At 52.2% G+C, this 14,565-nt stretch carries 13 protein-coding genes; 8 read left to right on the top strand and 5 right to left on the bottom strand.

What is annotated here, in order from left to right:
- Positions 1–402: 402 nt before the first annotated feature.
- Positions 403–933 (bottom strand): inorganic diphosphatase, encoded by a 531-nt coding sequence (gene ppa / locus AABJ99_RS21030; RefSeq protein ID WP_000055072.1) that lies wholly within the window; start codon positions 931–933, stop codon positions 403–405.
- A gap of 309 nt (positions 934–1,242) precedes the next feature.
- On the opposite strand from ppa, the gene ytfQ reads away from it, so the two are divergent.
- The 5 genes from ytfQ (at position 1,243) to AABJ99_RS21005 (ending at position 6,404) form a co-directional block, all read left to right on the top strand.
- The gene (ytfQ, locus tag AABJ99_RS21025; protein WP_000265933.1) at positions 1,243–2,199 is read left to right on the top strand and encodes a galactofuranose ABC transporter substrate-binding protein YtfQ; all 957 of its coding nucleotides are present in this window, start codon (positions 1,243–1,245) and stop codon (positions 2,197–2,199) included.
- Positions 2,200–2,331: 132 nt separating this feature from the next.
- Entirely contained in the window at positions 2,332–3,834 is a 1,503-nt protein-coding gene (gene ytfR, locus AABJ99_RS21020) for a galactofuranose ABC transporter, ATP-binding protein YtfR (RefSeq protein WP_039021187.1), read from the top strand.
- A gap of 13 nt (positions 3,835–3,847) precedes the next feature.
- A complete protein-coding gene (gene ytfT, locus AABJ99_RS21015) occupies positions 3,848–4,870 on the top strand; it encodes a galactofuranose ABC transporter, ATP-binding protein YtfT (protein ID WP_039021188.1) in 1,023 nt (340 codons plus the stop codon).
- Positions 4,857–5,861: a galactofuranose ABC transporter, permease protein YjfF gene (gene yjfF, locus AABJ99_RS21010; protein ID WP_039021189.1), complete on the top strand. Its 1,005-nt coding sequence runs from the start codon at positions 4,857–4,859 to the stop codon at positions 5,859–5,861. Before ytfT ends, yjfF begins: the two co-directional genes overlap by 14 nt.
- 27 nt (positions 5,862–5,888) lie before the next feature.
- Positions 5,889–6,404, top strand: coding sequence for a DUF2569 domain-containing protein (locus AABJ99_RS21005; protein WP_032185775.1), 516 nt, complete (start codon positions 5,889–5,891; stop codon positions 6,402–6,404).
- A gap of 37 nt (positions 6,405–6,441) precedes the next feature.
- On the opposite strand, the gene fbp is transcribed toward AABJ99_RS21005, so the two are convergent.
- The gene (gene fbp, locus AABJ99_RS21000) at positions 6,442–7,440 is read right to left on the bottom strand and encodes a class 1 fructose-bisphosphatase (protein WP_000853753.1); all 999 of its coding nucleotides are present in this window, start codon (positions 7,438–7,440) and stop codon (positions 6,442–6,444) included.
- 175 nt (positions 7,441–7,615) lie between these two features.
- Here fbp and mpl point away from each other — a divergent pair, with 175 nt between their 5' ends.
- Positions 7,616–8,989, top strand: coding sequence for a UDP-N-acetylmuramate:L-alanyl-gamma-D-glutamyl-meso-diaminopimelate ligase (gene mpl / locus AABJ99_RS20995; RefSeq protein WP_001219783.1), 1,374 nt, complete (start codon positions 7,616–7,618; stop codon positions 8,987–8,989).
- A 155-nt stretch (positions 8,990–9,144) separates the two neighbouring features.
- Here mpl and yjgA read toward each other — a convergent pair whose 3' ends face one another.
- Positions 9,145–9,696 carry a ribosome biogenesis factor YjgA gene (gene yjgA, locus AABJ99_RS20990; RefSeq protein ID WP_000166270.1) on the bottom strand — a complete coding sequence of 184 codons (552 nt, stop codon included), beginning with the start codon at positions 9,694–9,696 and terminating at the stop codon, positions 9,145–9,147.
- Positions 9,697–9,788: 92 nt separating this feature from the next.
- On the opposite strand from yjgA, the gene pmbA reads away from it, so the two are divergent.
- Positions 9,789–11,141, top strand: a complete 1,353-nt coding sequence (pmbA, locus tag AABJ99_RS20985; RefSeq protein WP_039021190.1) for a metalloprotease PmbA — start codon at positions 9,789–9,791, stop codon at positions 11,139–11,141.
- A gap of 52 nt (positions 11,142–11,193) precedes the next feature.
- Positions 11,194–11,580, top strand: a complete 387-nt coding sequence (gene cybC, locus AABJ99_RS20980; protein WP_001232246.1) for a cytochrome b562 — start codon at positions 11,194–11,196, stop codon at positions 11,578–11,580.
- 44 nt (positions 11,581–11,624) lie between these two features.
- Here cybC and nrdG read toward each other — a convergent pair whose 3' ends face one another.
- The gene (gene nrdG / locus AABJ99_RS20975; protein ID WP_001106232.1) at positions 11,625–12,089 is read right to left on the bottom strand and encodes an anaerobic ribonucleoside-triphosphate reductase-activating protein; all 465 of its coding nucleotides are present in this window, start codon (positions 12,087–12,089) and stop codon (positions 11,625–11,627) included.
- Positions 12,090–12,246: 157 nt separating this feature from the next.
- Entirely contained in the window at positions 12,247–14,385 is a 2,139-nt protein-coding gene (nrdD, locus tag AABJ99_RS20970) for an anaerobic ribonucleoside-triphosphate reductase (RefSeq protein WP_000187805.1), read from the bottom strand.
- Positions 14,386–14,565 lie beyond the last annotated feature (180 nt).

The raw sequence follows: 14,565 nt of genomic DNA, 5'->3' as shown, positions 1-14,565 counted from the left end.
GTCAGATCAGGTTTGCGCTAATACCACTCAACCAATGCCACCTGCGGGTGGCGTTATTTTTTTGCGAGACGAATCGTATTCTTTTTTGTAACTTCCCCATCTTTAGCTTTTCTCTCCGAGCCGCTTTCCATATCCGTAAACGCATAAAAAACTCTGCTGGCGTTCACAATTACGTAGGGGTAAAACGGGGGCATGCTTTGAACGGTGAGAATGAGTGAGGTCGGCTAATTTCCAGCAAGCGGCTATGAACAGCAAAATGGTGGTCGTGTTTGCTTGTTCTTACCGTTCAAGCCTTGCAAGCGCTGAGAATAATGATAGGGGAATAGAGAGTTTATTTATCGCGGGCATAAAAAACCCTTACTAACCGAAGCCCGGCGTTCAGGGTTATGGCACTAGAAGAACTTATTTATTCTTTGCGCGCTCGAAGGAGGCAACGATTTCAGCTTTAGCGGCTTCTGCGTTTTCCCAGCCTTCAACTTTCACCCACTTGCCTTTTTCGAGGTCTTTGTAGTGCTCGAAGAAGTGAGCGATCTGTGCTTTCAGCAGTTCAGGCAGATCGTTAACGTCTTTGATGTGATCGTATTCTTTGCTCAGCTTGGTGTGCGGAACAGCAATCAGTTTCGCATCTTCACCAGCTTCGTCGGTCATTTTCAGAACGCCAACCGGACGGCAGCGAATCACAGAACCTGGCTGCAGCGGGTACGGAGTCGGGACCAGTACGTCAACCGGGTCACCGTCCAGAGACAGGGTGTGGTTGATGTAACCGTAGTTGCACGGATAGAACATCGCGGTGGACATGAAGCGGTCAACGAACAGTGCGCCGCTCTCTTTGTCGATTTCGTATTTGATCGGATCTGCGTTAGCCGGGATCTCAATAACAACGTAGATGTCTTCCGGCAGATCTTTACCCGCAGGGACGTTGAGTAAGCTCATGTCTGTTTCCTTTAAAAATATGTGGCAAACAAGTGCCGAGTATTATAGCCAACTCGCGCCGAATGTCTTCGCTTGTTTTCGTTTTCATTTTCCTTTTTCGCCAGTTTTAAGAAGGTTTACAGAGCAGGAAAATCCATAACCGTAGCCGCATTTTTCATAGTGAGATGAAAGCGATTACAAACTTGTGATTAACGTTTTATTTACTTTTTTGAAGTGTGATGTAACGCAATCCGTTACATAACGAATTGTCTATAGTTTTTTCGCGAACATCTTTTCACCAATAATAATTACCCCGACGAGGACAACCCTATGTGGAAACGCTTACTTGTAGTCTCTGCAGTCTCGGCAGCCATGTCGTCTATGGCGTTGGCCGCTCCATTAACCGTAGGATTTTCGCAGGTCGGATCGGAATCCGGCTGGCGCGCCGCAGAAACCAATGTGGCGAAAAGTGAAGCCGAAAAGCGCGGAATTACGTTGAAAATTGCCGATGGTCAGCAAAAGCAGGAAAACCAGATTAAAGCGGTACGTTCCTTCGTCGCGCAAGGGGTGGATGCGATCTTTATCGCTCCGGTGGTAGCGACCGGTTGGGAGCCGGTATTAAAAGAGGCGAAAGATGCCGAAATCCCGGTCTTCTTGCTTGACCGTTCCATCGATGTGAAAGACAAATCTCTCTATATGACCACCGTCACTGCCGACAACATCCTCGAAGGCAAATTGATCGGTGACTGGCTGGTAAAAGAAGTGAATGGCAAACCATGCAACGTGGTGGAGCTGCAGGGCACCGTTGGGGCCAGCGTCGCCATTGACCGTAAGAAAGGCTTTGCCGAAGCCATTAAGAATGCGCCAAATATCAAAATTATCCGCTCGCAGTCAGGTGACTTCACCCGCAGCAAAGGCAAAGAAGTGATGGAGAGCTTTATCAAAGCGGAAAACAACGGCAAAAACATCTGCATGGTTTACGCCCATAACGATGACATGGTGATTGGTGCAATTCAGGCAATTAAAGAAGCGGGCCTGAAACCGGGCAAAGATATCCTGACAGGCTCTATCGACGGCGTGCCGGATATCTACAAAGCGATGATTGATGGCGAAGCGAACGCCAGCGTTGAACTGACGCCGAACATGGCAGGCCCCGCTTTTGATGCGCTGGAGAAATATAAAAAAGACGGCACCATGCCTGAAAAGCTGACCCTGACCAAGTCCACCCTTTACCTGCCTGATACTGCAAAAGAAGAGTTAGAGAAGAAGAAAAACATGGGGTATTGAGGGGCATCAATGCCTGATGCCGACTTGTGGGCCGCCGGATAAGGCATTCACGCCGCATCCGGCGGTTGTGCGAGATGCCTGATGCGACGCTGTTGTGTCTTATCTGGCGCACGCTTTACAACGGGGGAAACTATGAATACTAACCAACACCAGGAAATCCTCCGCACCGAAGGATTAAGTAAATTTTTCCCCGGAGTCAAAGCGTTAGACAACGTTGATTTCAGCCTGCGCCGTGGTGAAATCATGGCGCTGCTCGGTGAAAACGGGGCGGGAAAATCAACGCTAATCAAAGCATTAACCGGTGTCTACCACGCCGATCGTGGCACCATCTGGCTGGAAGGCCAGACTATCTCACCGAAAAATACCGCCCACGCACAACAACTCGGCATCGGCACCGTCTATCAGGAAGTCAACCTGCTACCCAATATGTCGGTCGCTGATAATCTATTCATAGGTCGCGAACCCAAACGTTTCGGCCTTCTACGCCGTAAAGAGATGGAAAAGCGCGCCACCGAACTGATGGCATCTTACGGTTTCTCCCTCGACGTGCGGGAACCGCTCAACCGCTTTTCAGTCGCGATGCAGCAAATCGTCGCCATTTGCCGGGCCATCGATCTCTCCGCCAAAGTGCTGATCCTCGATGAACCCACCGCCAGCCTCGACACTCAGGAAGTAGAGTTACTGTTTGGCCTGATGCGTCAGTTGCGCGATCGCGGCGTCAGCCTGATCTTCGTTACTCACTTTCTCGATCAGGTCTATCAGGTCAGCGATCGGATCACCGTCTTACGCAACGGCAGTTTCGTAGGCTGTCGGGAAACCCGCGAGCTACCGCAGATCGAACTGGTAAAAATGATGCTGGGGCGCGAGCTGGACACCCACGCGCTACAGCGTGCCGGACGAACATTGCTGAGCGACAAACCCGTTGCCGCGTTCAAAAATTACGGCAAAAAAGGAACGATCGCACCGTTTGATCTCGAAGTACGCCCCGGCGAGATCGTTGGCCTGGCAGGCTTGCTGGGATCAGGACGTACCGAAACCGCCGAAGTGATCTTCGGTATCAAACCTGCTGATAGCGGCACGGCGTTGATCAAAGGCAAACCGCAAATCCTGCGATCGCCACATCAGGCGTCGGTACTGGGTATCGGCTTCTGCCCGGAAGACAGGAAAACCGATGGCATCATCGCCGCCGCCTCGGTGCGGGAAAATATCATCCTCGCTCTCCAGGCCCAGCGCGGCTGGTTACGGCCAATTTCGCGCAAAGAACAGCAAGAGATTGCCGAACGCTTTATCCGCCAGCTTGGCATTCGCACACCTTCCAGCGAACAGCCGATTGAGTTTCTCTCCGGTGGCAATCAGCAAAAAGTGCTGCTCTCACGCTGGCTACTGACCCGGCCGCAATTTCTGATCCTCGACGAGCCAACGCGTGGCATTGACGTTGGCGCCCACGCTGAGATCATCCGCCTGATCGAAACGCTATGCGCCGATGGTCTGGCGCTGCTGGTGATCTCCTCCGAACTGGAAGAACTGGTGGGCTATGCCGACCGGGTGATTATCATGCGCGATCGCAAACAGGTGGCGGAGATCCCGCTGGCAGAGCTTTCCGTTCCGGCGATCATGAACGCCATTGCGGCGTAAGGAGAACAGTGTGATGCCTCAATCTCTCCCTGACACTACGCCGCCGAAAAGGCGCTTTCGCTGGCCAACAGGAATGCCGCAGCTGGCGGCGCTATTGCTGGTGTTGCTGGTCGATAGCCTGGTGGCCCCGCATTTCTGGCAGGTGGTGCTTCAGGATGGGCGTTTGTTCGGTAGTCCTATCGACATTCTTAATCGCGCCGCCCCCGTTGCGCTACTGGCGATTGGTATGACGCTGGTGATCGCCACCGGTGGGATTGATCTCTCCGTGGGGGCGGTGATGGCTATCGCCGGAGCCACAACAGCTGCGATGACGGTCGCGGGATTCAGCCTGCCGATTGTTTTGTTAAGCACCCTGGGCACTGGCATCCTGGCGGGATTGTGGAACGGCATACTGGTAGCGATCCTCAAAATTCAGCCGTTTGTTGCCACCCTGATCCTGATGGTCGCCGGGCGCGGCGTGGCGCAACTGATCACCTCCGGACAGATCGTCACGTTTAACTCGCCGGATCTCTCATGGTTTGGCAGTGGATCGCTATTGTTCCTGCCAACACCAGTCATTATTGCGGTACTGACGCTTCTCCTCTTCTGGCTGTTGACCCGCAAAACGGCGCTGGGGATGTTTATCGAAGCCGTTGGTATCAACATTCGGGCGGCAAAAAATGCCGGAGTCAACACACGAATCATCGTCATGCTCACTTATGTGTTGAGCGGGCTGTGTGCGGCGATTGCGGGCATTATCGTGGCGGCGGATATTCGCGGTGCCGATGCCAACAACGCCGGATTATGGCTGGAGCTGGACGCCATTCTTGCGGTGGTGATTGGCGGCGGATCGCTGATGGGCGGGCGTTTTAACCTGCTGCTCTCAGTGGTAGGGGCGCTGATTATTCAGGGGATGAACACCGGAATTTTACTTTCTGGCTTTCCGCCAGAGATGAACCAGGTGGTCAAAGCGGTAGTGGTGCTTTGCGTGCTGATTGTTCAGTCGCAACGCTTTATCAGTCTGATTAAAGGAGTGCGTAGCCGTGATAAAACGTAACCTGCCGCTTATGATCACCATCGGCGTCTTTGTGCTGGGTTATCTCTACTGTCTGACGCAGTTTCCCGGTTTTGCTTCCACAAGAGTGATCTGCAATATCCTGACCGATAACGCTTTTCTGGGGATCATCGCCGTTGGCATGACCTTTGTGATCCTCTCCGGTGGGATCGATCTCTCCGTCGGTTCGGTGATCGCCTTTACCGGCGTGTTTCTGGCAAAAGTGATTGGCGATTTCGGCCTCTCGCCGCTGCTGGCGTTTCCACTGGTGCTGGTGATGGGCTGTGCCTTTGGCGCATTTATGGGGCTTTTGATCGACGCCCTGAAGATCCCGGCGTTTATCATTACTCTGGCAGGAATGTTCTTTTTGCGTGGCGTCAGCTATCTCGTTTCGGAAGAGTCGATCCCGATAAATCATCCTGTTTATGACACGCTCTCAAGCCTTGCATGGAAAATCCCTGGCGGCGGTCGCTTAAGTGCGATGGGGCTACTGATGCTGGCGGTGGTGGTTATCGGCATATTCCTCGCGCATCGTACCCGTTTTGGTAATCAGGTATACGCCATTGGCGGCAACGCAACGTCGGCGAACCTGATGGGGGTTTCCACTCGCAGCACCACTATTCGCATTTATATGCTCTCCACCGGACTGGCAACGCTGGCGGGGATTGTTTTCTCGATTTATACCCAAGCCGGATATGCGCTGGCGGGCGTAGGTGTGGAACTGGACGCTATCGCCTCAGTGGTGATTGGCGGTACACTTTTGAGCGGTGGCGTTGGAACAGTACTTGGGACGCTTTTTGGCGTGGCGATTCAGGGACTGATTCAGACATATATCAACTTTGACGGTACGCTGAGTTCCTGGTGGACGAAAATCGCCATCGGCATTTTGCTGTTCATTTTTATTGCCTTACAGCGTGGATTAACGGTGCTGTGGGAGAATCGCCAGAGTTCGCCAGTAATGAGAGTGAGTCCGGAAATTAGACTAAAAGAATAAATTTTACTGATATATAAGGATATTTTTATGTGGGTGAAGGACGGCGAAGAATTACAAACAACATGTAAAAACTGTGGTGTGGCTGTTTTACCACCTGACGATTATTGTAAAAGTTGTGCGGATAAAAAGCTTACAGGGATTGGCGGCTGGCTATTTCTGCCGGCAATTGGTTTAGTGCTTGGTATTCTTGCGAACGCGTATTCAATTATCCATACTTGGGGGCTTACTCACGTAATTTACGAAGAACCGCTCAGGACGGCACTTTATCTGGAAACCGCCGGATTTGCCGTTTTGTTTCTGCTGTTGATTTATACTACTTATTTGTTTTTTAACAAAAAACGCCAGCTTCCACAGTATTATATTGCCCTTCTTCTGTCACTGTTTGCATTCATTGTGGCTGATATTTGGGGGACAATGCACTTTCTTAATGCCTCATTTGAATTGACAGATGCATGGGAGCTTCTGAAAAGTATCATCCATCTTGCAATCTGGATCCCCTATTTTTGCGTATCTAAACGAGTCAAATTAACCTTTGTTAATTGATAATTGAAAACGCCGGACTGCTCCGGCGTTAACTCATTTACGCGTCCGGGAACTCACGGATAAAGCGTTCGACATCTTCAACCATATGGTCATTGCCGACAAAGAACGAACGGCGCTGGTGCAGGGTTTCCGGGATGATATCCAGAATACGCTCTTTGCCATCGCTCGCTTTACCGCCCGCTTGTTCCGCGAGGAACGCCATCGGGTTGCACTCATACAGCAAACGCAGTTTACCGTCCGGGTGGCTGGCAGTGCTTGGGTAGAGATAAATCCCACCTTTCAGCAGGTTACGGTGGAAATCTGCGACCAGAGAACCGATATAACGTGAGGTATATGGACGGTTGGTGGACTTATCTTCTTCCTGGCAGAATTTAATGTACTTCTTCACCCCGTTTGGAAACTTAATGTAGTTCCCTTCGTTGATGGAGTAGGTTTTGCCTTTCTCCGGGAAGCGCATCCGTTCCTGGCACAGGCAGAAAACGCCAAGCGAAGGATCGTAAGTAAAGGCGTGAACACCGCATCCGGTGGTGTAAACCAACATGGTAGAGGAGCCGTATACCACGTAACCTGCCGCAACCTGTTTGTTACCAGGCTGGAGGAAGTCTTCTTCCGTTACCGGCGTACCGACAGGGGTAACACGGCGGTAAATGGAGAAAATGGTACCGACAGAGACGTTAACATCGATGTTGGACGAGCCATCCAGTGGGTCCATCAGCACCACGTATTTTGCGTGTTCACAGCCTTCAAAGACGACAATCTCATCTTCTTCTTCAGAGGCAATGCCCGCAACGATATCGCGTGCTTTAAGTGCGGCTTTCAGTTTTTCATTAGCGAACAAGTCGAGTTTCTGCTGAACCTCGCCCTGCACGTTCTCAGCACCGCTGGCACCCAGGATATCAACCAGTCCTGCTTTGTTGATATCGCGATGGATAATCTTGGCGCCCAGTTTTATTGCCGACAGCAAAGCAGTGAGCTCACCGGTAGCATGAGAAAACTCGTGCTGCTTTTCGACAATAAATTCACCTAACGTTTTCATAAAACTTTCCCTGCAATGTTTATGGAGTAAAGCGACCGCAACAATCTTAACAAATAATCTCAATGTCGCGCTCAGGTGAATCGCGCCAGCAAATTACGGATTATCCTGAAATGCGTTTCTCACTTGCCCGACATATGCGTAAAATGAGCGGCAGATTAAAAAAGGATAGTGACGTATGCGCATTCATATTTTAGGAATTTGTGGCACATTTATGGGCGGTCTGGCGATGCTGGCGCGCCAGTTAGGCCATGAAGTAACGGGTTCGGACGCCAATGTGTATCCGCCGATGAGCACCTTACTTGAGAAGCAAGGCATTGAACTGATTCAGGGTTACGATGCCAGCCAGCTCGACCCGCAGCCGGATCTGGTGATCATTGGCAACGCCATGACCCGTGGAAATCCGTGTGTGGAAGCGGTACTGGAAAAAAACATCCCTTATATGTCTGGCCCGCAGTGGCTGCACGATTTTGTGCTGCGTGACCGCTGGGTGTTGGCCGTTGCCGGTACACACGGCAAAACCACCACCGCGGGAATGGCGACCTGGATTCTGGAACAGTGTGGCTATAAACCGGGTTTTGTGATCGGCGGTGTTCCGGGGAACTTTGACGTTTCGGCACGTTTAGGCGAAAGCGACTTCTTTGTTATCGAAGCGGATGAGTACGACTGCGCCTTCTTCGACAAACGCTCTAAATTTGTCCATTACTGCCCGCGTACGCTGATCCTCAACAACCTTGAGTTCGATCATGCCGATATCTTTGACGACCTGAAAGCGATCCAGAAACAGTTCCACCATCTGGTGCGTATCGTTCCGGGGCAGGGGCGTATTATCTGGCCGGAAAACGACATCAACCTGAAACAAACCATGGCGATGGGCTGCTGGAGCGAGCAGGAGCTGGTGGGCGAGCAGGGGCACTGGCAGGCGAAAAAGCTAACCACTGACGCTTCCGAATGGGAAGTCTTGCTGGATGGCGAAAAAGTGGGCGAAGTGAAATGGTCGCTGGTGGGCGAACATAATATGCATAACGGCCTGATGGCGATTGCGGCGGCCCGTCATGTTGGCGTAGCGCCGGCAGATGCTGCTAACGCGCTGGGTTCGTTTATTAACGCTCGTCGTCGTCTGGAGTTGCGCGGTGAAGCAAATGGCGTGACGGTGTATGACGATTTTGCCCATCACCCGACGGCGATTCTGGCAACGCTGGCGGCGCTGCGCGGCAAAGTTGGCGGTACGGCGCGCATTATTGCCGTGCTGGAACCGCGCTCAAACACCATGAAAATGGGGATCTGCAAAGACGATTTGGCACCTTCATTAGGTCGTGCCGATGAAGTCTTCCTGCTGCAACCGGCGCATATTCCGTGGCAGGTCGCAGAAGTGGCAGAAGCCTGCGTCCAGCCTGCACACTGGAGTGGCGATGTGGATACGCTGGCAGATATGGTGGTGAAAACCGCTCAGCCTGGCGACCATATTCTGGTGATGAGCAACGGCGGTTTTGGTGGAATTCATCAGAAACTGCTGGATGGGCTAGCGAAGAAAGCGGAAGCCGCGCAGTAATTCGGCCTCAGCCTGATATAGTGTGTGTAGGCCGGATAAGGCGTTCACGCCGCATCCGGCATTTGAGCATAGTGCCTGATGCGACGCTTGATGCGTCTTATCAGGCCTACAGGTGCACCGCATCCGGCAAACCATACTCACATCAACAACGAAAATTACCCTTCGTTTTCCGCTAACTCACGCAGATACTGGAAAATCTGGCGCGCGGATTTCGGCGGCTTATTCCCTTCTTTCTCTTTCTTCGCGTTGCGGATCAGAGTACGCAGTTGCTGACGATCGGCATCGGGCCACAGATTTAATACTTCAGCGATGGCGTCATCACCCTGGTCGATCAGACGATCGCGCAGGTTTTCCAGTTTATGGAACAACACCACCTGCTGGTTGTGGCGATTTTTCAGCTTATCCAGCGCCTGACGGATCGGTTCTACGTCGCGCTGGCGCAGCATCTTACCGATGAGCTGCAACTGGCGGCGGCGACCTTCCATCTTAATACGCTGGGCGAGCTCAATAGCCGCGCGCAGATCCGCGTCTAACGGGATCTTATCCAGCGCGTTTTTCCCCAGATCAACAATTTCTGCGCCAAGGCGTTTTAGCTCCTCGGCATCACGTTTAATTTCACTTTTACTGACCCAGATAATTTCATCGTCTTCGTCTTCGATGTCATCACCGGGAACGTCGTCGAGCCAGTCTTCGGGCTGCTTAGTCATCTCAGGCTCCTTAAAAAAGAGGCTAATGTTACCAGTTAAGATGCGCACTGAAAAACGGTTCTCTGTTAGACTTCAGAGAAACTCTCTACATTATGGCACTTGCAATGAAAGTAATCTCTCAAGTTGAAGCGCAGCGCAAGATTCTGGAAGAAGCAGTTTCCACTGCGCTGGAGTTGGCCTCAGGCAAATCGGACGGTGCGGAAGTTGCCGTCAGCAAGACCACCGGCATTAGCGTAAGCACGCGATATGGCGAAGTGGAGAATGTTGAATTCAATAGCGATGGCGCGCTGGGGATCACTGTTTATCACCAGAACCGTAAAGGTAGCGCATCGTCTACCGATTTAAGCCCGCAGGCCATTGCCCGCACCGTACAGGCAGCGCTGGATATTGCCCGTTATACCTCGCCAGATCCCTGTGCCGGCGTGGCAGACAAAGAGCTGCTGGCCTTTGACGCGCCGGATCTCGACTTGTTTCACCCTGCGGAAGTTTCCCCGGATGAAGCTATTGAACTGGCTGCTCGCGCAGAACAGGCTGCATTACAGGCGGACAAGCGTATTACCAATACCGAAGGTGGCAGTTTTAACAGCCACTACGGTGTCAAAGTTTTTGGCAACAGCCACGGCATGTTGCAGGGTTACTGCTCAACGCGTCATTCGCTCTCAAGCTGTGTAATTGCCGAAGAAAATGGCGATATGGAGCGTGATTACGCCTACACCATTGGTCGCGCGATGAGCGATCTGCAGACGCCAGAGTGGATCGGGGCCGACTGTGCTCGCCGTACTTTATCGCGCCTGTCACCGCGTAAACTTTCCACCATGAAAGCGCCGGTAATTTTTGCCAATGAAGTGGCAACAGGGTTGTTTGGTCATTTGGTGGGGGCGATAGCGGGTGGATCGGTTTACCGTAAATCCACCTTCCTGCTGGATTCGCTGGGTAAACAAATTCTGCCGGATTGGCTGACCATTGAAGAGCATCCGCATCTGCTGAAAGGACTGGCATCTACACCATTCGACAGCGAAGGTGTGCGCACCGAGCGCCGCGATATCGTCAAAGATGGTATCCTGACTCAGTGGCTGCTGACCAGCTATTCGGCGCGGAAACTGGGGCTGAAAAGCACCGGACATGCGGGCGGTATTCACAACTGGCGGATTGCCGGACAAGGGCTAAGCTTCGAACAAATGCTCAAAGAGATGGGCACCGGGCTGGTGGTGACGGAACTGATGGGCCAGGGAGTGAGTGCCATTACCGGTGATTATTCCCGTGGTGCTGCGGGCTTCTGGGTAGAGAATGGCGAAATTCAGTATCCGGTTAGCGAAATCACCATCGCAGGTAATTTAAAAGATATGTGGCGCAATATTGTCACCGTCGGTAACGATATTGAAACACGCAGCAATATACAGTGTGGTTCTGTGCTGTTGCCGGAGATGAAAATCGCCGGGCAGTAAAAAAAGGCGCGACCTGCCGCGCCAAATCTTAATAAGAAAAAGGAAGTGAGCAATGCGTAAAAGCCTGTTAGCTATTCTTGCAGTCTCCTCGTTGGTATTCAGTTCGGCGTCGTTTGCCGCTGATCTTGAAGACAATATGGAAACCCTCAACGACAATTTAAAAGTGGTCGAAAAAGCCGATAACGCGGCGCAAGTCAAAGACGCGTTAACCAAAATGCGCGCAGCGGCGCTGGATGCGCAAAAAGCAACGCCGCCCAAGCTCGAAGGCAAATCGCCAGACAGCCCGGAGATGAAAGACTTCCGCCACGGTTTCGACATTCTGGTCGGTCAGATTGATGACGCGCTGAAGCTGGCTAATGAAGGTAAAGTAAAAGAAGCGCAGGCTGCCGCAGAGCAACTGAAAACGACCCGCAACGCCTATCACCAGAAGTATCGTTAATTCCTTATTTCCCTGTTGCCTGCACTCAGGTAACAGGGAACTTATCATCGCAAATGATGCACCACCTGATTGCTGCTGCCGCGCCAGATCAGGGAAGGGTCTTTTAGATCCTGCATAAATTTGCCGTCGACCAGCACGTTAATCAAATCAACAACCTGCATTTGCGCAGCGTTGAGTTCGTCGAGTTTATAGCCTGTCCACACCCAGATGTCTTTACCCGGACATTCGGCGCGGATGCGTTGTACCAGTTTCAGAATATCCGGCACGTTTTGCGGATGCAGCGGATCGCCGCCGGAGAGGGAAATACCCTGGCGTTTGATGCGGGTGTCGTTCAGATCGTTAATGATCTGGTCTTCCATTGCTTTGGTAAATGGCTGACCGGAATTTACCCGCCAGGTGCTTTTGTTATAGCAACCGGGGCATTCATGAACACACCCGGAGACAAACAGGGTGCAGCGAGTGCCGGGGCCGTTGACGATGTCGACAGGATAGTACTGATGATAATTCATTATTTCGCCTGGCTTATCAGTCCGCGTGTAGGCGGTATCAGGCAATCAACGCCTGATGCGACGCTGTTGCGTCTTATCAGGCCTACAGCCGTTGCCAAATGTAGGCCGGATAAGGCGTTTACGCCACATCCGGCATTTGCTTAGCGCAGAGTGAAGATTAACCGATCTGCCCATTTCCCAAATGTTTAACGCGGCGCTTAACTTCTTCCTGCTTACCAGCGTTAAACGGACGCGCATCCGGGCTACCTAAATATCCGCACACGCGGCGAGTCACCGACACACGGGAGGCGTCATGGTTACCACATTTCGGGCAGGTGAAGCCTTTACTGGTGCACTCAAACTCACCGGTAAAACCACACTCGTAACACTCATCAATCGGCGTATTGGTGCCGTAATACGGTACATGCTGATAGCTGTAATCCCAGACATCTTCCAGCGCCTTCAGGTTGTGCTGAATGTTTGGATATTCGCCGTAGCAAATGAAGCCACCGTTCGCCAGCGGCGGGTAAGGCGCTTCAAAGTCGATCTTGTCGTACGGGTTCACCTTCTTCTCCACATCGAGGTGGAAACTGTTGGTGTAGTAACCTTTATCAGTCACGCCCGGCACCACGCCAAACTCCGCGGTATCGAGACGGCAGAAGCGGTCGCACAGGTTTTCACTTGGCGTGCTGTAGAGACTGAAACCGTAACCCGTTTCTTCTTTCCACTGATCCACCGCCTGACGCAGACGTTCAACAATGGCGATACCTTTCGCGCGCAGCTGCTCGTTGTCATACACATGCTCGCCGCCAAACAGCGCGTTAATGGTTTCGTGGATGCCGATGTAACCCAGCGAAATAGACGCACGACCGTTTTTGAAGATTTCAGAAACGTCGTCGTCAGCATTCAGACGAACGCCACAAGCACCTTCCATATAGAGGATCGGGGCCACGCGCGCTTTAACGCCTTCGAGACGAGCGATACGGGTCATCAGCGCCTTACGTGCCAGCACCAGACGTTCATCCAGCAGCTTCCAGAAGGTGGCCTCATCGCCTTTCGCTTCCAGTGCAATGCGCGGCAGGTTCAGGCTGATCACGCCGAGGTTGTTACGACCATCGTGGATCTGTTCGCCGTTTTCATTTTCCCACACGCCGAGGAAGCTACGGCAGCCCATCGGGGTTTTAAACGAACCGGTGACTTTCACTACCTGATCGTAGTTCAGGATATCCGGATACATGCGCTTGCTTGCGCACTCCAGCGCCAGCTGTTTGATGTCGTAGTTCGGATCGCCTTTTTTATGGTTCAGGCCATCGCGAATCGCAAACACCAGTTTCGGGAACACCGCAGTTTTGCGGTTTTTACCGAGGCCCGCGATACGGTTACGCAGGATAGACTCCTGAATCAGGCGAGACTCCCAGCTGGTGCCCAGACCAAAACCAAAGGTCACAAACGGTGTTTGACCGTTGGCGGTGTGCAGGGTGTTTACTTCGTACTCCAGCGACTGGAAGGCATCGTAGCACTCTTTGATGGTACGAGAGTTAGCGTAACCTTCGGCGTCCGGGATGTTCCACTCTTCTGCGGTCTTGCGGTGTTTGTTGTAGCTGGCGGTGACAAACGGTGCCAGCACTTCATCGATACGGTTAATGGTGGTGCCGCCATAAATATGACTGGCGACCTGAGCAATAATCTGCGCTGTTACCGCGGTTGCCGTAGAGATCGACTTCGGTGGTTCAATCTCGGCGTTACCCATCTTAAAGCCCTGGGTCAGCATACCTTTCAGGTCGATCAACATGCAGTTGAACATCGGGAAGAACGGCGAGTAATCGAGATCGTGATAGTGAATATCGCCACGCTCATGCGCCTGCACCACATCACGCGGCAGCAGGTGCTGACGTGCATAGTGTTTAGCCACAATCCCGGCCAGCAGGTCGCGCTGGGTTGGAATCACCTTGCTGTCTTTGTTGGCGTTTTCGTTGAGCAACGAGGCGTTGGTCTGCTCGACCAGACCACGGATCTCCTGATTCAGGCGACCGCGTTTTTCACGTTCAATGTCGCGATCGTGACGGTACTCGATGTAAGCACGAGCCAGTTGTTTGTATGGACCCGACATCAGCTGGTTTTCAACGGCGGTCTGGATCTCGTTGATATCCACCTGGCTGCGGCCCTGCATCTGCTCGCTGACAACCGCGGCAACAGTGGCGCAATAATCTGCATCATCGACTTCCGCTGCTTTAGCTGCACGCAGAATCGCTTCTTTGATGCGCTCTGATTTAAACGGCACTTTGCAGCCGTCTCGTTTCATCACATGCGGTGTCATGATCGCTCCATATTTTTAAGAACAGGTTATCCACAGAAATTGGGAAAGGCGTTTTCCGGTTTTTTCGTTTCGTTTTCCGGTGCTTTCCACAATCGCCATCCGCTTATCCACAACGCCGCACCTTTTTCGTGGGGAGCTGTAGTAGCAATTATAGTCGATTAATACAACATATTGGGTCGG

This window comes from Escherichia coli (assembly GCF_036503815.1).
GTDB classification, from domain to species: Bacteria; Pseudomonadota; Gammaproteobacteria; order Enterobacterales; family Enterobacteriaceae; genus Escherichia; species Escherichia coli_F.
This window is presented reverse-complemented; position numbering and strand designations above follow the sequence as displayed.